The following is a 17,369-nucleotide window of genomic DNA, read 5'->3' on the forward strand; positions in this document are numbered from 1 at the left end:
CGCGGCCAACGGAATTGCTTTGATGGCAGGAGGCCTTCGCAAAATGCGAAGGCTTTCTAGAATGGAAGGATGGCCGTCCCCATCAACCCCGCCCGCGTCGATTTCGTCACGCTGCGCCTGTTCTGCGCCGTGGCCCGGTCGGGCAGCATCACCAAGGGCGCCGAGGCCTGCCACCTGGCGCTCTCGGCGGCCAGCCGGCGGCTTTCGGATTTCGAGGCGGCCACGGGATCGAAGCTGCTGGAGCGCAGCTCGCAAGGCATCGCGCTGACCCCGGCCGGCCATGTGGCCATGCAGCACGCGATGCGGCTGTTCCAGGGCTTCGAGCAGTTCAGCAACGAGCTCGGCGACTATTCGAGCGGGGTGCGCGGCCACGTGCGGCTGTGGGCCAACATGTCGGCGCTCACCGAGTTCCTGCCGGCCACGCTGGCCGCGTTCCTCGGCCAGCACCCCGACATCCGCGTCGAAGTGGAGGAGCAGCTGAGCGGCGACATCGTGCGCGCGCTGGTCGACGGCCTGGCCGACGTGGGCGTGTTTGCCGAGAACACGCCGGCCTACGGGCTCGACGTGGCGCCATTCCAGACCGACGAGCTGGTGGTCCTATGCGCCCGGCAGCATCCGCTCGCGCGCACGCGCCGGACCGATTTCAAGACCTGCCTCGCGCACGAGTTCGTGGGCCTGAACCGCAGCAGTTCGCTGCTCGAGCTCACCTCGCGCGCGGCCGAGCAGGCCGGCATTCCGATGCGCCTGCGCGTGCAGGTGCGCAGCTTCGATGCGATGTGCCACATGATCGCGGCCAACCTCGGCATTGGCGTGGTGCCGCTCGCGGCCTGCAAGGCACAGGTGAGCGCACTCGGCCTCAAGGTGGTGCGGCTCAGGGATGCCTGGGCCGTGCGCCGGCTGCTGATGGCCACCAAGACCGGCGAGACCTTGTCGCCGGCGGCGCAGCTGCTGGTTCGGCAGCTGATGGCGTCGTCCACCTGAGGCGAGGCCGGAATGGCCTCCCTGAAACATCACGCCGGGGGCAGCTGGAATCCGGCCTTGAGGGTTTCGCGCAGGTGGCTCACGAACAGGTTGACCGCACGCGGAATGTGCAGCGAATAAGGCCGTATGGCGTAGATCTGGTCGGCGAAGGCGCCCGTGGGCTGCCAGTCGGGCAGCACCTCGACCAGCTTGCCCGCCTGCAGGCCCGACTGCGCGCTGAAGTCGGGCAGGAGCGCAATGCCGAGCCCCGCCTGGGCCGCGTCACGCAGCGCCTCGCTGTTGTTGGCCGCCAGCGGACCGGCGATGGGCACGGTCACGCGCTCGGCCTGGCGCGCGCGGCCGCCTCGCCGCTCGAACGACCACACGTTGGTTTCCTGCCCACGGGGATAGTGCAGGCAGTCGTGCTCGGTCAGCATGGGCGGCGCCAGCGGCGTTCCCTTGCGGCGCAGGTAGGCGCGGCTCGCCACCAGCACCGAGCGCGTGTCGCACAGCCGCCAGGCCACGTGCGTGTCGGGCGGCGATGCCGCATGCCGCACCGCCAGGTCGAAGCCCTCCGTCGCCAGGGAGCTCAGCCGGTCGGAGAGTTCCATCTCGACGCGGATCGACGGATGCGCCAGCAGGAAGTCGACGAGCCTGGGCAGCAGTTGCTGGCGCCCCAGCGCCACTGGCGCGGTCACGCGCACCAGGCCGCGCGGCTCGCCCGCATGGTCCTGCGCCTGCAGGAAGCTGTGGGCGATCTGCTCGAAGGGCTCGCGCGTCTGGTCGACGAGCTGCTGCCCGGCCTCGGTCAGCCGCATGCTGCGGGTGGTCCGGCGCACCAGGGTGACGCCCACGGCGCGCTCCAGCTCGGCGATGCGCTGGCTCATGGCGGCCTTGCTCACACCCAGGCGTGCTGCGGCGGCGGTATAGCTGCCCTGCTGGCCGAGCACGATCAGCCAGTGCAGGTGCATCCAGAGCGATTCGGCTTTTTGCAGTTCCATGGTGGGATTGTTCACTATAGCGAACAAACAGTTCAACTTTCGAGTCTAGGCAGGCGCCCTTCCCTTTCCTAGACTGTCGCATCACTTCACCTTGGCGGTACCCATGACCCAGCAGATTGCCCATTTCATCGGCGGCCAGCGCGCTGCCGGCGCTTCCACCCGCACGCAGGACGTCACCAACCCGGCGACCGGCAAGGTCACGGGCAAGGTGGCGCTGGCCGTCCAGGCCGACGTCGATGCCGCGGTGGCCGCCGCGCAGGCCGCGTTCCCCAAGTGGGCCGACACGCCGCCGATCCGCCGCGCCCGCGTGATGTTCAAGTTCCTGGAGCTGCTCAACCTGCACAAGGACGAGCTGGCGCACATGATCACCGCCGAGCACGGCAAGGTGTTCACCGACGCGCAGGGCGAGGTCTCGCGCGGCATCGACATCGTCGAGTTCGCCTGCGGCATCCCGCAGCTGCTCAAGGGCGACTTCACCGACCAGGTCTCCACCGGCATCGACAACTGGACGCTGCGCCAGCCGCTCGGCGTGGTCGCCGGCATCACGCCCTTCAACTTCCCCGTGATGGTGCCGATGTGGATGTTCCCGGTGGCCATTGCCGCGGGCAACACCTTCGTGCTCAAGCCCAGCCCGACCGACCCGACCCCGTCGCTGCGCATGGCCGAACTGCTGAAGGAAGCCGGCCTGCCCGACGGCGTGTTCAACGTGGTGCAGGGCGACAAGGTCGCGGTCGATGCGCTGCTCGAGCATCCCGACGTCAAGGCCATCAGCTTCGTGGGCTCCACGCCCATTGCCAACTACATCTATGAAACCGGCGCCCGCAACGGCAAGCGCGTACAGGCGCTCGGCGGAGCGAAGAACCACATGGTGGTCATGCCCGACGCCGACATCGACCAGACGGTGGACGCGCTGATCGGCGCGGGCTACGGTTCGGCCGGCGAGCGCTGCATGGCCATCAGCGTGGCCGTGCTGGTGGGCGACGTGGCCGACAAGATCATTCCCAAGCTCGTCGAGCGCACGAAGACGCTCAAGGTGCTCGACGGCGAGAACCTCGCGGCCGAGATGGGCCCGATCGTCACGCGCGCGGCACATGAACGCATCACCGGCTACATCGCCCAGGGCGAGAAGGAAGGCGCGAAGCTGCTGGTCGACGGCCGCCAGTTCGATAGCAGCAAGGCAGGCGCCGGCTGCGGCGACGGTTTCTGGATGGGCGGCACGCTGTTCGACCACGTCACGCCCGAGATGCGCATCCACAAGGAAGAGATCTTCGGCCCGGTGCTCTCCTGCGTGCGCGTGGCCAACTTCAAGGACGCGGTCGACCTGGTCAACGGCCACGAGTTCGGCAACGGCGTGAGCTGCTTCACGCGCGACGGCAACGTGGCGCGCGAGTTCGGCCGCCGCATCCAGGTGGGCATGGTCGGCATCAACGTGCCGATCCCGGTGCCGATGGCATGGCACGGCTTCGGCGGCTGGAAGCGCTCGCTGTTCGGCGACATGCATGCCTATGGCGAGGAAGGCGTGCGCTTCTACACCAAGCAGAAGTCGATCATGCAGCGCTGGCCCGAGAGCACGCCCAAGGGCGCCGAGTTCGTGATGCCCACTGCCAAGTAGTGATGGCGTGATGGCGGGCGGCGAAAGCCGCCAGGGCTAACGAAAGGCTGACTTGCCCCCCGGTGCGGGAGCGGCCAGACTTGTGCATGACCCTGTGCCAGCGCCCATGACGACAAGCAAGCCCGCGCGAGGCCTGTCGGCCGTGCCTTCCACCCTGCGGATTCCCCTTGCCGCGCGTGCCTCGGGCGATGCGATGTTTCCGCAGATGGCCGTGCGGGACGCCTACGCCGCGTCGATCCTCGAAAAGATACGCGACGACGGGCAGCCCCTTCCCGAAGACAGGGCGACCATCTACGGCATCCTGAGCCGCACGCGCCGCTTCCGCAGCCTCGCGCAGGAGTTCCTCAAGCAGTATCCGGGCGCGCGCGTGGTGAACATGGGCTGCGGGCTGAGCCATTACTTCCAATGGCTCGACGACGGGCGATCCCGCATGACCGACGCCGACCTGCCCGAAGTGCTCGAACTGCGCCGCGAACTCATCCCCGAGACCCATACGCGCCACGAGATGCGCGCGCTCGACCTGACGTCGGCCCGCTGGTGGGAGCAGCTCGATCTGCCGCGCAGGCGCCAGGAGCAACCGGTCTTCCTCTTTACCGAAGGCGTGCTGATGTACCTGGAGCCGCAGCAGGTGCAAGCCGTGCTTGCGACCTTCGGCGAGCGAGCCCCTCCGGGCTCGGTGCTGGCCTTCGATGCGATGTGCTGGCTTGCCGTGGGCCGCGCCGCGCAGCACCCGTCGGTGCGGGCCACCGGCGCGGAGTTCCGTTGGGGGCTGCGCAAGACCGCCGAGCTGACGCAAGCCCATCCGCGCCTGCGCCTCGATGCCACCTATCGGGTGCTCGAAGGCTTCGGCCTGTCCTACACCTTGTTCGCACCACTGGTCCTGATGCTGCTCGGCGTGCCGCTCTATGCCGTCTACGCGCTGAGCGCGGCAGACAACGCCGATACATAAACGCACAAATTTCTTGATTCCCGGCCTTGTCCGGCTCGGCTTGCGCGGGTTGGCTGACGCGGCAAGCGCCGCTGCCCAGGCATGCTCGCCGCTCTTCGTCGCGGAAAATTCCGGCGCAGGCTGCGCTAGGATGGTTTTTTCCGAAGCCTGACCGACACCAGCCGATGGCCGGTGCATCCCTTACGTACTCCCAAGACTCGCAACCCTCAAGAAACACATGCTTGATCGCCGATCCTTCCTTGCCGCAGGTGGTGCCGCCGCCGCACTCGCCGCCCTTGGACTGCCCGAAGAGGCATTGGCCGCCAACGGCCTGAAGCTGAGCCAGCCTTCGCCTTTCTCGTTCGACCGCCTCGTGGCGCAGGCCAAGCGCCTGGCCGGGCAACCCTATGCCGCCGCCACGCCGCTCGCGCCCGAGGTGCTCGAACGCATCGACTACGACGCGCACGGCAAGATCAAGTTCGACCCGTCCAATGCCCTCTTCCGCGACGGCCCCGGCGCCTTTCCCGTCACCTTCTTCCACCTCGGCCGCTTCTTCCAGACGCCGGTGCGCATGCACGTGCTCGAGAACTCCGATGGCGACGCCTTTGCGCGCGAGGTGCTCTACAGCCCTTCCTATTTCTCGATGCCGCCCGACAGCCCCGCGCGCGCGCTGCCGCCGGGCGCGGGCTTTGCGGGCTTTCGGCTGCAGGAAAGCCGCCTGGGCGACCAGAGCAAGCTCGACTGGCAGAAGAACGACTGGGTCGCGTTTCTCGGCGCCTCCTACTTTCGCGCGATCGGCGAGCTCTACCAGTACGGCCTGTCGGCCCGCGGCCTTGCGCTCGACGTGGCGGTGCCCGACAAGCCCGAAGAGTTCCCGACCTTCACGCGCTTCTATTTCGAAACGCCGGCCGCGAACAACACCACCTCGATGACGGTCTACGCGCTGCTCGAAGGGCCGAGCGTCACGGGCGTGTTCAAGTTCGTGATGCAGCGCGGCAAGGCCGTGATCATGGACATCGACTCGCGCCTGTTCCTGCGCCGCGACGTGACGCGCCTGGGCCTGGTGCCGCTCACCTCGATGTACTGGTACTCGGAGACCATCAAGCCCACCGCCATCGACTGGCGCCCCGAGGTGCACGACTCCGACGGCCTGGCCATCTGGAACGGTGCGGGCGAGCGCATCTGGCGCCCGCTCAACAACCCCACGCAGACGCGCGCCTCGGCCTTTGCGGACACCCGCCCGCGCGGCTTCGGGCTGCTGCAGCGCGACCGCGTCTTCGACAATTTCCAGGACGGCGTCAACTACGAGAAGCGCCCGAGCCTCTGGATCGAACCACTGGGCGATTGGGGCGAAGGCTCGGTGCAGCTGATCGAGATCCCGACCGACGACGAGATCCACGACAACATCGTCGCCTTCTGGGTGCCCAAGGCCGACGCCAAGGCAGGCGCGAGCTACAGCCTGCAGTACCGGCTGCACTGGACCGACCAGGAGCCCTTTCCCTCGCCGCTCGCGCGCTGCGTGGCCACGCGCATCGGACGCGGCGGACAGCCCGGCCAGCCGCGCCCGCCGGGCGTGCGCAAGTTCATGGTGGAATTCGTCGGGCAGCCGCTCACCACCGTGCCCTTCGGCGTGAAGCCCGAGCTGGTGCTGACGGCACCGCGCGGCAAGTTCTCCTACGTCTTTGCCGAGGCCGTGCCCAACGGCGTGCCGGGACACTGGCGCGCCCAGTTCGACTTCACGCCCGAAGGCAACGAGCCCATCGACATGCGGCTCTACCTGAAGACCGGCGACAAGACGCTCACGGAAACCTGGCTGTTCCAGTACCAGCCAGGTTGAGTTCTCGAGATCTGCCGATCAGCGCTTCTTGACGGAGACCAGCTCGACTTCGAAGTTGAGCGTGGCGTTCGGCGGGATCACGCCGCCCGCGCCGCGCGAGCCGTAGGCAATGGCCGGCGGGCAGGTCAGCTTGGCCTTGCCGCCGGGCTTCATCTTCTGCACGCCCTCGGTCCAGCAGGGGATCACGCCGTTGAGCGGAAACTCGGTCGGCTCGCCGCGGCTGTAGGAGCTGTCGAATTCCTTGCCGCTGTCGGGGAAGGTGCCACGGTAGTGCACCTTGACCACGTCGGTTGCGGCGGGCGATGCCCCGGAGCCTTCCTTCAGCGACTGGTAGACCAGGCCGCTCGGCGTGGTGACGGGCGCCGACTGCGCCCAGGCGGCGGACACCGCGCACAACGAGACCAGGGCGGCACAGAAGAGAGACGAAGAAGAGCAAGACTTCACTGAACACCTCGGGGGATTGGAAAAGCACGATTATGGCCAGCGCTGGAACAGGCCTTGCTTTGCCGGATACGCACTGTCAACATCCGCAAAAAGAGGAAGCCCCATGCATTCCACCGCAGTCACGCCGGCCGCAGCCGCTGTTCCGGCCGGCACCGGCCATCTGAAGAAGGTCCTCGGTCCCGTCCAGCTCTGGGGCATCGCCGTGGGCCTGGTCATATCGGGTGAGTACTTTGGTTGGAGCTACGGCTGGAACACCGCCGGCACGCTCGGCTTCCTGGTGGCCACGGTGCTGGTGGCCACGATGTACACCACCTTCATCTTCAGCTTCACCGAGCTCTCCACCGCCATCCCGCATGCGGGCGGGCCCTTCGCCTATGCACGGCGCGCCTTCGGCCCGACCGGCGGCTTCGTGGCGGGCTTTGCCACGCTGATCGAATTCGTCTTCGCGCCGCCGGCCATCGCGCTGGCCATCGGCGCCTACCTCAACGTGCAGTTCCCGGGCATCAACCCGAAGTGGTTCGCGCTGGGTGCGTACGTGATCTTCATCGCGCTCAACTGGATCGGCATCGGCATTGCGGCGGCCTTCGAACTCTTCGTGACGGTGCTCGCGATCTTCGAGCTGCTGGTGTTCATGGGCGTGGTCACGCCCGGCTGGTCGATGGCCAACTTCGTCGCCAACGGCTGGGCCGGCGGCAACGTGCTCAACGGCGCGGCCATCTCGGGCATCTTCGCTTCGATACCGTTCGCGATCTGGTTCTTCCTGGCCATCGAGGGCGCGGCCATGGCCGCGGAGGAGGCGCGCGATCCGCACCGCACCATTCCCATTGCCTACACCACGGGCATCGTCACGCTGGTGGTGCTGGCCTTCGGCGTGATGATCTTCGCGGGCGGCGTGGGCGACTGGCGCAAGCTCGCCAACATCAACGACCCGCTGCCGCAGGCCATGAAGGCGGTGGTGGGCGACAACAGCGGCTGGCTGCACATGCTGGTGTGGATCGGCCTCTTCGGGCTGATCGCCTCGTTCCACGGGATCATCATGGGCTACTCGCGCCAGATCTTCGCGCTGGCGCGCGCCGGCTACCTGCCGCGCTACTTCGCGGGCCTGAGCCCGCGCTTCGACACGCCGCACCGCGCACTGCTGGCCGGCGGCGTGATCGGCGTGGTGGCCATCTTCAGCGACGAGTGGGTGCAGTTCGGCGGCCAGACGCTCACCGCCAACATCGTGACCATGGCCGTGCTCGGCGCCATCGTGATGTACCTGATCTCGATGGCCGCGCTCTTCAGGCTGCGCAAGAGCGAGCCCGACCTGCTGCGCACCTACCGCGCGCCGTTCTATCCGGTGTTTCCAGCGATTGCACTCGGACTCGGCGTGGTCTGCCTCGGCGCCATGGTCTGGTTCAACGCCATGCTCACGCTGCTGTTCCTGGTGCTGATGGCAGCGGCCTACGGCTATTTCCTGCTGACTTCGGCACAACGCAAGGCGGCAGCGCCCGACGAGATGCTTTCCTCGGGCACCATCGTGTGAAGAAAGAAAGATGCGCTATCGCACCACCATCGCCGGCCAGGTCTTCGCCTTCGACGACCTGAAGCATGTCATGGCCATGGCCAGCCCGGCGCGCTCGGGCGACTACCTCGCGGAAATCGGCGCGGCCACCGCGCAGCAGCGCATGGCGGCGCGCCACGTGCTGGCCGAGACGCCGCTCAAGCAGTTCCTGACCGAAGCGCTGATTCCCTACGAGAGCGACAACATCACGCGCCTCATCATCGACAGCCACGACGCACAGGCCTTTGCACCGGTGTCGCACCTCACGGTGGGCGACTTCCGCAACTGGCTGCTCTCGGAACAGGCCACCACCGAGGCGCTGACGGCGCTGGCGCCAGGCCTCACGCCCGAGATGGTGGCGGCCGTGTCCAAGCTCATGCGCAACCAGGACCTGGTGTCGGTCGCCAAAAAATGCAGCGTGGTCACGCGCTTTCGCGACACCATCGGCCTGCCCGGCCACCTGGCCGTGCGCCTGCAGCCCAACCACCCGACCGACGACCTGCGCGGCGTGGCGGCCTCCACGCTCGACGGGCTGCTCTACGGCGCGGGCGATGCGGTGATCGGCCTCAACCCGGTGTCCGACAGCATGCAGGTGCTGGGCCGCCTGCTGCACATGCTCGACGAAGTGATCCAGCGCTTCGAGATTCCCACCCAAAGCTGCGTGCTCACGCACGTCACCAACACGCTCAAGCTCGCAGAGGCTGGCGCGCCGGTGGACCTGGTGTTCCAGTCGATCGCGGGCACCGAGAAGGCGAACCTGTCTTTCGGCGTCACGCCCGAGCTGCTGGCCGAAGCGCACGCCGCGGCGCTGGCGCTGAACCGGGGCACGGTCGGCAACAACGTGATGTATTTCGAGACCGGCCAGGGCAGCGCGCTCTCGGCCAATGCCAACTTCGGCGTCGACCAGCAGACCTGCGAGGTGCGCGCCTATGCGCTGGCGCGGCGCTACGAGCCGCTGCTCATCAACACGGTGGTCGGCTTCATCGGGCCCGAATACCTGTACGACGGCAAGCAGATCATCCGCGCCGGGCTCGAAGACCATTGCTGCGGCAAGCTGCTGGGCCTGCCCATCGGCTGCGACATCTGCTACACCAACCATGCCGAGGCCGACCAGGACGACATGGACAACCTGCTCGTGCTGCTGGGCACCGCGGGCATCAACTTCATCATGGGCATTCCGGGCGCCGACGACGTGATGCTCAACTACCAGAGCACCTCGTTCCACGACGCGCTGTTCCTGCGCCAGACGCTGGGCCTGAAGCGCGCGCCCGAATTCGAGGCCTGGCTGCAGCGCATGCAGATCACCGATGCGGCGGGGCAGCTCGCGCCGCCATCGGCCAACCGCCTGCTGGCGGACATGAGCGGTCTGGCCGCGCTTGGGCAATGAGCAGCAACGCCCCTGTCACCCCCAACCCCTGGGCGGAGTGGCGTTCGGCCACCCCCGCACGCCTCGCGCTGGGCCGCGCCGGCGCCGGCATGCCGACCGACGAGACGCTGCGCTTCGGCTGGGCCCATGCCATGGCGCGCGATGCGATCCATGCGGCGCTCGATGTCGACGCGCTCGAAGCCGCCCTGCGTGCGCAGCACTGGGACGTGGCGCGGGCACGCAGCCGCGCCGAAGACCGCACCACCTACCTGCGCCGCCCGGACCTCGGCCGGCAGCTCGACCCCGTGGATGCGCAGCGCCTGCGCGTGGGTGTGAGCCGCGATTGCGACGTCTGCCTCGTCATCGGCGACGGCCTCTCCTCGCTCGCGGTGGCGCGCCATGCCGCCCCGATGCTGGCGGCGCTGCGCGCGCAGCTGCCGCCCGAGACACGCTTCTCTCCCGTGGTCATCGCCACCCAGGCGCGCGTGGCGCTGGCCGACGAGGTCGGCGAGCTGTTCGGCGCGGCGCTTTCGGTGATGCTGATCGGCGAGCGCCCGGGGCTCAGCTCGCCGGACAGCCTCGGCATCTACCTGACCCATTCCCCGAAGCGCGGCCGGCACGACGCCGAGCGCAACTGCATCTCGAACGTGCGCCCCGAAGGCCTGCCCTGCGAAGCCGCCGCGTTCAAGCTGGCATGGCTGATGCGAGAGTCCCTTCGCCGGGGGCTGACCGGCGTCGGGCTCAAGGACGAGAGCGATCTCGCGGTGCTCGAGCCCGGCCGCCCAGCACCTCCCTTGCCCGGGTAGCCGAGGCTTTGCGTCAACCAAAATAGTCAATAGAATGGCTGCTAAGCCACTTAACAGCCATTTTATTGATGCCAAGAAGCAGCAACAGCCTTTCTGCCCTGCCCCAGCAGACCGCTGAGCCCTTGAGAAATCTCGGCCTGCGCCTTCGTGCGCACCGGGTTCATCGCGGCTGGACGATCGCAGAGATGGCCGAACGCCTGCTGTGCTCGCCCACCACCCTGCGCTCGCTCGAATCGGGCAAGCCCGCGACCAGCATCGGCTTGCTCGCCCACGCGTTGTGGCTGTTCGGCGAGATCGACTCGCTCGACGCATTGGCTCCCACACCCGCTGGCCTGGCCGCCGGGCGCCGTGTCCGCAGGTCTGCTGCGCGCGGGCCCGCCGGGGTGATCGCGGAGGACGAGCGTGATTTCTGACGAGGCCGGGGACGAACGGCGCATCTATGTCGGACTCGCGCGCCACACGGGCGACGAGGTGCAGCCTGCCGGCCTGATGAAGCTTGTTCGCCGCGGCGTCGTGGAGTCGGGTGAATTTGCCTATGGCCGGCGCTACCTCCAGGATCCCGCAGCCATGCCGCTCAACCCCGAGCACCTGCCGCTGCGCGATGCTGCTTTCGTATTGCCGGAGCGCCGCATCCGAGAGGGTGGCGCCATGCCGCTCACGCTGCGCGATGCCCTGCCCGACAGCTGGGGACGCAAGGTGCTCGAGATCCGCCACGGCAAACCCCTGTCGGACGTCGAAGCACTGCTGCTGACCAATGAGGACCGCATCGGCGCGATGGTGTTCGCCGAGGCATTGCCCATCCGAAGCGAAGAACCACCCTCCATGCTCTGGTCGCTGGAGGAGCTTGCCGAAGCGTCGCGCCGCGTCGAGGAAGGCATCGAAATCGGGCCCGACATGCATCGGCTGCTGCGCGGCGGCAGCCTGGGCGGCGCACGGCCCAAGGCGGCCTTTGCGCATGAGGGGCGGCGCTACATCGCCAAATTCTCCTCGCGCGGCGACGACCACGATGTGGAGGTGATCGAGGCGGCCACCCTGTGGCTGGCCAGCGCCTGCGGCATCGATATGCCTGCCTTCCTGCTACACCCCCTGGCGTCCGGCCACGCCTTGCTGGTGGAGCGTTTCGACCGAACCGGCCCCGTGAACGACGAGCAGCGCCATCACTACCTGTCGGCCTCGGCACTGCTCGATGTGCCCTATGAATCCAGCCGCGGCAGCTATGTCGAATTGGCACAGCTGCTGCGGCGCATCTCGGGGCGCCCGCACGAAGACCTGACCGAGCTGTTTCGCCGCCTGGTATTCAACCTGGCCGTGGGCAACAGCGACGACCATGTCAAGAACCATGGCGTCTTGCGGCGGGGCGACGGCCTCTGGCGCCTGGCCCCTGCCTTCGATCTCGTCATGCAGCTGGGCGGCCATACGGGCTACCAGGAGCTTGCCATCCTGCCGGGGCAGCACGCATCGAACCTCGCGCTGGCGCGCACCGCGGCGCCCCACTTCGGCCTGTCCGCGGCAGACGCGAACGACATCATCCGCCGAACCGAAGAGATCGTTTCGGTGCAGGCCGCGGCCAGCGTCGAAGCGGCCGGCGGCAACCGTGAACTCGTGCGCCGCGTGGCGGCCTTCATCGAACAGCAGTACGACCGCATCCGTGCCTGGAGCCCGTGAACAGACTCCAGGCTGGCATGGCTGATGCGTAAGCCTCTGCCGAAGTGTCACGAGCGTTCTCTACGCTCGGCCTTCCGATCAACGCCGCACAACAACAGGAAATCCATGCAACGTCGCCTGATTCTTCTCACGCCGCTCGCCGCCGCGCTCGCCGCCACGGGCTGCGCCGCCTTGGCCCCCTCTGCGTCCGCGACGCTTTCGCCCGGCCACTGGGACGCCTTCAACCGGGCTCAGATCGAGGGCCTGATCGCCGGCCTCGGCAAGGCAAGCCCGGGCTACAGCGCCGCCAAGCCGCCCTACGTGGTCTTCGACTGGGACAACACCAGCGTGTTCCTCGACATCGAGGAAGCCTCGCTGATCTACCAGCTCGAGAACCTGGTGTTCGGCGCCACGCCCGCGCAGCTCGAGGTGGCGCTGCGCAAGAACATCCCGAAGAAGGACTTCCTGCCGGCGTACAACAACGCGGCGGGCAAGCCCGTCAACGTCGACCTCCTGGTGCCCGACATCGTGGCCAGCTACACCTGGCTCTACCAGAACTACAGCGGCCTCAAGGGCAGTCAGCCGCTGGCCGCGGTGAAGCTGAGCCCGCACTACATCGCCTTTACCACCAAGGTACGCTTTCTCTACGAGGCCATCGGCGACACCTTCGACCACGACACGGCCTACCCCTGGGTGACCTACCTCTTCGTCGGCATGACCGAAACCCAGGTGCGCAAGCTCACGGCCGCCACCGTGGCCTGGCAGCTGAAAGAGCCCGTGGCCAAGGTGAAATGGACCTCGCCGGCCGCGCTGCCAGGCCAGGCGGGCGTGGTCTCGGTCAGCTGGAAGAACGGCCTGCGGCTGCAGCCCGAGATGCAGGAGCTGTATGCCGCGTTCCGGAATGCGGGCTTCGACGTGTGGGTGTGCTCGGCGTCCTTCGTCGACGTGATCAAGGAGATTTCCTCGAACCCCGCCTTCGGCTACAACAACCCGACCGAACGCGTTCTGGCGATGGAGCTGGAGCGCGACGCCAACGGGGTGATCCAGCCCGAGTACCGGCGCGGCTACGACCAGACGCAGGGCCCCGGCAAGACGAAGAACATCCAGCGCTTCCTGGTCAGCAAGTACGGCTACGGCCCGAGCTTCATTGCCGGCGACAGCGAGGGCGACCAGAACATGATGGCCGACTTTGCCGACACGAAGAAGGTGCTGATCGTGAACCGCCTGCGCGACCCGAAGACCGACATCGGCAAGTTCTCGGCCATGGCGGTGCAGAACTACGGCAAGCCCGACACGCGCTACCTGCTGCAGGGCCGCGACGACAACACCGGCCAGTGGGTGCCTTCGCAATTGCATACGCCGCTGGGCGCGGCGCAGGGCAAGGTACTCAAGTAGGCATCAGGCCCGGTGGCGGGCAGTTGCCTATGATCCTGGCATTGCCAACCAGGAGACAGAACATGGCCGACCGCTACCCTCTCGCCGAGCTCAAAGACCTGCCGGAAGACATCCGCACCGCCATCCTCGCGGTGCAGGAAAAGGCGGGCTTCGTTCCCAACGTGTTCCTCGCGCTGGCGCGCCGCCCGGCCGAGTGGCGCGCCTTCTTCGCCTACCACGACGCGCTGATGCTGAGGGAGGAAGGTTCGCTCACCAAGGGCGACCGCGAGATGATCGTCACCACCACCAGCGCGGCCAACCAGTGCCTCTACTGCGTGGTGGCGCACGGCGCACTGCTGCGCATCTACGAGAAGAAGCCGCTGGTGGCCGACCAGGTGGCGGTGAACTACCGCAAGGCCGACATCACGCCGCGCCAGCGTGCCATGCTCGACTTTGCGATGAAGGTCTGCGAGCGCTCGCACGAAGTCGACGATGCGGATTTCACCGCGCTGCATGCGCACGGCTTCGACGACGAGGACATCTGGGACATCGCCTCCATCACCGCCTTCTTCGGCCTGAGCAACCGCCTCGCCAGTTTCAGCGGCATGCAGCCGAACACCGAGTTCTTCCTGATGGGGCGGCTGCCCCGCGAGAAGAAATAAATAGCGCGGCGCCTCAGGCCTTGCTTCGGCAGGATGCGAACGCGTCCAGCGCGGGCTTGTAGGTGGAGTTGCTCACGTCCATCAGCCCCAGCACCGTGTGATAGAGGTTGTCGTGTGTCAGCGGCGCATCGAGCTCCGCTTCCATGCACGAACGCGAAAGCCGGCGGCGCTCGCTCATGCCCTGGCTGAACCAGGTGACCATCGGCACGTGCTTCTGCGCCTCGGGTGCGAAGCTGTAGGGCACGCCATGCAGGAACAGGCCGTATTCGCCGAGCGACTCGCCATGGTCGCTCACGTAGAGCAGCCCGGGGTCGTACTGGCCCGATTGCGCCTTGAGCCAGTCGATGGTCTGGCCCAGGAAATGATCGGTCTGCGCGATCGAGTTGTCGTAGACGTTCTGCAGCTCCGCATGGCCGCACTCGGCCAGCGCGTTGGTCCTGCACTCGGGCAGGAAGCGCTTCACCTCCGGCGCCGAGCGCTTGTAGTAGGCCGGCCCGTGGCTGCCCATCTGGTGCATGATCAGCACCACGCCCTTCGCACGGCGCTCGGCGGGCAGCGCCGCAATGCGGGCGTCGAGCCCCTTGAGCATGACGTCGTCCAGGCATTCCTCGCCGTCGCACAGCGCGCTTTTCTGCGCGGGTGACAGGCTGTCGAAGGCGGAGGCATTCGGAATGCGCGTGCAGACGTCCTTGCAGCCGGCCTGGTTGTCGAGCCAAAGCACCGCCAGCCCCGCTGCCTGAAGCACGTCGACCAGGTTCTCGTAGTCGTCGCTGCGCGATTCGTAGCCCTGCTTGCCCAGCGGCGAGAACATGCACGGCACCGAAGCGAGCGTGTTGGTGCCGCATGAATGCACGTCGCGCCAGCTCAGCACGCCGCGCGCCGCCAGCTCGGGCGTGGTGTTGCGCGCATAGCCGTTGAGGCCGAAGTGGTCGGCCCGCGCCGTCTCGCCCACCACCAGCACGAACATCGGCGGCCGCGCCTGGCCCGCGTAGCTCGCGCCCAGCGCCGTTCCGGCGGTGATGGGTATCAGCTTGCGGCTGCGCTTGAACATCGGCCTGAGGACCACCGAGCCGGTCGAATAGAGGCTCGCGACCGGGTTCATCATGTAGCGCAGGTGGATGTTGTTGCGCATCAGCGGCGCGAGCTGCCGGTTCATCGACACGGCAGCCACCAGCGCCACGGCCACCGCAAGCAGCAGCAGCGCCGCGTTGCGCCAGAGCTTGGAGACGAAGCGCATCGGCACGATGCGCGCGCGCCAGAGCGCCAGCCCCGGCAGCAGGACCACCAGCAGCACGTGGTATGCCATGCGCCAGCTCAAGAGGTCGCGCGCCTCGTTCGGGTCGGTCTGCAGCACGTTGGCGATCATGGTCGGGTCCATCACCACCCGGTACTCGAGCATGTAGTGCTGCACGAACGCGGCCAGCAGCACCACCGCGAACCACAACAGCTTCATCCAGCGCGACCAGGCCGTGAAGGACAGCAGCGCCACCGTAGCGCACACCATGAGCACCGCCATGGCAGCGCTCGTGGGCAGGTAGGTGCTGGGCGCGCCGCCGATGCGCGCGAGTTCGTTCCAAAGCGGCCAGTTGGCGGCCACGGCAAGGTAGATGGCGAGCCACACGACCACGCGCTGGGCCGAGCGGGGCCGCGCCAGCCACAGGTCGATGCGCGCCCAGAGAGCGCGCACGGACGCCAGGTGAGGCACACTGGCTGCCGGCAGCCCCATGCCCTGCGCGGGCGCGGGTTCGATTCTTGAAAAAGACATGCACCGACTGTAGAAAGCGCAACTGAAGGCAGCCTGAATTGCGCGTTCAGCCGGCGTTCAGATTCGCGCCCGTCTCGCCCTCAAGCGGGGCCGCATGTAGGCCCTGAGCGCCAGGTTCAGCGGCCGGCTCACGCCGCGCTCCACCACGATCGACACCATGGCGGCGAGCATTGCCCCCACGAGCACGTCGAGCGGAAAGTGCAACCCGAGGAAAACGCGACTCCACCCGACCACCGCGGCCACCGCCAGCGCGGCGAGCATGGGCGCGCGCCACGGCAGGCACCACAGCGAAAACGCCGCCGCAAAGGTGCACGCGGCATGCAGGCTCGGGAAACCCGGCCGCGCGCCCTGCGGCGCCCACTGGATTCCCAGCCCGTAGAAGGCGGGCCGCTGGAACGGCATGGCCGAGCGGAACACGTTCACGAAGACCCAGACCGCCAGCACGCTGACCAGCGCGGTGAAGCAGGCATAGCGCAGGCGGCGGTCGAGCGCCGCCGCACCGATGATCGCCGTGGCCAGCAAGGCCGGCAGCACGTCGGAGGCAAAGCGCGCGAAATGGATGCTCCACGCCGGTGCCGCGGCACTGGCGTTGATCAGCGCGAACAGGGCTGCATCAAGGGCCTGCATGCAGGACGGCGGGTTCGGCTGCGGGCAACCGGGAGGCGCGGGGTGCGGCGACCAGGTCGATGGCAAAGCCCACCACCCAGCAGATCCAGGCGGTCCAGAGCGTATGGCTCATGTAGTGCGCCCCCCGCAATTGCTGCGACAGGCCCAGCGCCAGCCCCGCGGCCAGCGACGCGCAGAGCCAGAGGATTGCGGCGCGCGGCGACACCCGGCGCAGCACGAAATAGCCGCCTGCGTAGGCAAACGCCGCAGAGGCGTGGCCCGCCGGAAAACACCCGCCCGAGCCGCCGTCGTAGACCTTCCATGCCCAATGCGACACATGGCTTGCCACACCACCGAACTCCTTCAGGTCCCAGGGGCAGCTCGTGTGGCTCGCATGCTTGAGCAGGCTGATGGCGATGACCGAGAGCAGCACCGTGAATGCCAGCTGCGCCCGGGCGCGAACGGGCAGCCGCCGCAGGACGCCGGGCGGCCATCGGATGCCGGCGAACAGCGCAATCACGAACAGCCAGCTCAGGTTCTTCGCGCTCTCGTGCATCACGCGAACCAGGAAGGCGTTGTCGCGCCACGGAAAGCCCATGGGGGTGCCCGCCAGGCGCGCCAGGGCAAGATCGCCCCCCGTGGCGTCCCACGCCAGCAGCAAGGCCAATGCAAGGAGGGTCAGCCCTCCCAGGCGAAGATTCGAGGGATTCGGAAGATTCGGGACACGCGTCATGAGCAGAGAAACCAGCAAGCCTGAAGACCCCTTGAGCCTACGTTCGTGGCCTGAACCGAGCCTGAAGCGGCCCTGAACGGGAACTGAC

General features: G+C 67.6%; 16 protein-coding genes. 11 read left to right on the forward strand and 5 right to left on the reverse strand.

Translation table 11 applies throughout. The annotated features are described in order from the left end of the window. Positions 1-69 precede the first annotated feature (69 nt). Positions 70-981: a LysR family transcriptional regulator gene (locus VAPA_RS16640; protein ID WP_021007933.1), complete on the forward strand. Its 912-nt coding sequence runs from the start codon at positions 70-72 to the stop codon at positions 979-981. Between the two features lie 29 nt (positions 982-1,010). On the opposite strand, the gene VAPA_RS16645 is transcribed toward VAPA_RS16640, so the two are convergent. After that, a complete protein-coding gene (locus VAPA_RS16645; protein ID WP_021007934.1) occupies positions 1,011-1,961 on the reverse strand; it encodes a LysR family transcriptional regulator in 951 nt (316 codons plus the stop codon). 103 nt (positions 1,962-2,064) lie between these two features. On the opposite strand from VAPA_RS16645, the gene VAPA_RS16650 reads away from it, so the two are divergent. The 3 genes from VAPA_RS16650 to VAPA_RS16660 all read left to right on the forward strand — a co-directional run bounded on the left by VAPA_RS16650 (position 2,065) and on the right by VAPA_RS16660 (position 6,338). Beyond that, positions 2,065-3,573 (forward strand): CoA-acylating methylmalonate-semialdehyde dehydrogenase, encoded by a 1,509-nt coding sequence (locus VAPA_RS16650; protein WP_021007935.1) that lies wholly within the window; start codon positions 2,065-2,067, stop codon positions 3,571-3,573. A gap of 106 nt (positions 3,574-3,679) precedes the next feature. After that, positions 3,680-4,522 (forward strand): class I SAM-dependent methyltransferase, encoded by an 843-nt coding sequence (locus tag VAPA_RS16655; RefSeq protein ID WP_047783020.1) that lies wholly within the window; start codon positions 3,680-3,682, stop codon positions 4,520-4,522. 217 nt (positions 4,523-4,739) lie between these two features. Further along, positions 4,740-6,338: an OpgD/OpgG family glucan biosynthesis protein gene (locus tag VAPA_RS16660; RefSeq protein ID WP_021007937.1), complete on the forward strand. Its 1,599-nt coding sequence runs from the start codon at positions 4,740-4,742 to the stop codon at positions 6,336-6,338. 18 nt (positions 6,339-6,356) lie between these two features. Here the strand turns inward: VAPA_RS16660 and VAPA_RS16665 are convergent, their stop codons facing one another. Continuing rightward, positions 6,357-6,782 (reverse strand): FKBP-type peptidyl-prolyl cis-trans isomerase, encoded by a 426-nt coding sequence (locus VAPA_RS16665; RefSeq protein ID WP_021007938.1) that lies wholly within the window; start codon positions 6,780-6,782, stop codon positions 6,357-6,359. Positions 6,783-6,885: 103 nt separating this feature from the next. On the opposite strand from VAPA_RS16665, the gene eat reads away from it, so the two are divergent. From eat to VAPA_RS16700, 7 genes are all read left to right on the forward strand, one after another. Next, the gene (eat, locus tag VAPA_RS16670) at positions 6,886-8,307 is read left to right on the forward strand and encodes an ethanolamine permease (protein WP_021007939.1); all 1,422 of its coding nucleotides are present in this window, start codon (positions 6,886-6,888) and stop codon (positions 8,305-8,307) included. Between the two features lie 10 nt (positions 8,308-8,317). Beyond that, positions 8,318-9,712, forward strand: a complete 1,395-nt coding sequence (locus tag VAPA_RS16675) for an ethanolamine ammonia-lyase subunit EutB (protein ID WP_021007940.1) — start codon at positions 8,318-8,320, stop codon at positions 9,710-9,712. After that, positions 9,709-10,497, forward strand: a complete 789-nt coding sequence (gene eutC, locus VAPA_RS16680) for an ethanolamine ammonia-lyase subunit EutC (RefSeq protein WP_021007941.1) — start codon at positions 9,709-9,711, stop codon at positions 10,495-10,497. Before VAPA_RS16675 ends, eutC begins: the two co-directional genes overlap by 4 nt. A 122-nt stretch (positions 10,498-10,619) precedes the next feature. After that, positions 10,620-10,910, forward strand: coding sequence for a helix-turn-helix domain-containing protein (locus VAPA_RS16685; protein WP_230558884.1), 291 nt, complete (start codon positions 10,620-10,622; stop codon positions 10,908-10,910). Beyond that, a complete protein-coding gene (locus VAPA_RS16690) occupies positions 10,900-12,162 on the forward strand; it encodes a type II toxin-antitoxin system HipA family toxin (RefSeq protein ID WP_021007943.1) in 1,263 nt (420 codons plus the stop codon). Before VAPA_RS16685 ends, VAPA_RS16690 begins: the two co-directional genes overlap by 11 nt. Positions 12,163-12,267: 105 nt before the next feature. Continuing rightward, a complete protein-coding gene (locus tag VAPA_RS16695) occupies positions 12,268-13,536 on the forward strand; it encodes an HAD family hydrolase (RefSeq protein WP_021007944.1) in 1,269 nt (422 codons plus the stop codon). A gap of 62 nt (positions 13,537-13,598) precedes the next feature. Continuing rightward, the gene (locus VAPA_RS16700) at positions 13,599-14,177 is read left to right on the forward strand and encodes a peroxidase-related enzyme (protein WP_021007945.1); all 579 of its coding nucleotides are present in this window, start codon (positions 13,599-13,601) and stop codon (positions 14,175-14,177) included. A gap of 13 nt (positions 14,178-14,190) precedes the next feature. Here the strand turns inward: VAPA_RS16700 and VAPA_RS16705 are convergent, their stop codons facing one another. From VAPA_RS16705 to VAPA_RS16715, 3 genes are read right to left on the reverse strand one after another with little or no spacing between them, the layout of a single operon-like run. Further along, positions 14,191-15,942: a phosphoethanolamine transferase gene (locus VAPA_RS16705; RefSeq protein ID WP_021007946.1), complete on the reverse strand. Its 1,752-nt coding sequence runs from the start codon at positions 15,940-15,942 to the stop codon at positions 14,191-14,193. A 57-nt stretch (positions 15,943-15,999) separates the two neighbouring features. Next, positions 16,000-16,569 (reverse strand): phosphatase PAP2 family protein, encoded by a 570-nt coding sequence (locus tag VAPA_RS16710; RefSeq protein WP_021007947.1) that lies wholly within the window; start codon positions 16,567-16,569, stop codon positions 16,000-16,002. Next, positions 16,556-17,281 (reverse strand): phosphatase PAP2 family protein, encoded by a 726-nt coding sequence (locus tag VAPA_RS16715; RefSeq protein ID WP_021007948.1) that lies wholly within the window; start codon positions 17,279-17,281, stop codon positions 16,556-16,558. Before VAPA_RS16715 ends, VAPA_RS16710 begins: the two co-directional genes overlap by 14 nt. Positions 17,282-17,369 lie beyond the last annotated feature (88 nt).

The organism is Variovorax paradoxus B4, assembly GCF_000463015.1.
In the GTDB taxonomy this organism is placed as follows: domain Bacteria; phylum Pseudomonadota; class Gammaproteobacteria; order Burkholderiales; family Burkholderiaceae_C; genus Variovorax; species Variovorax paradoxus_E.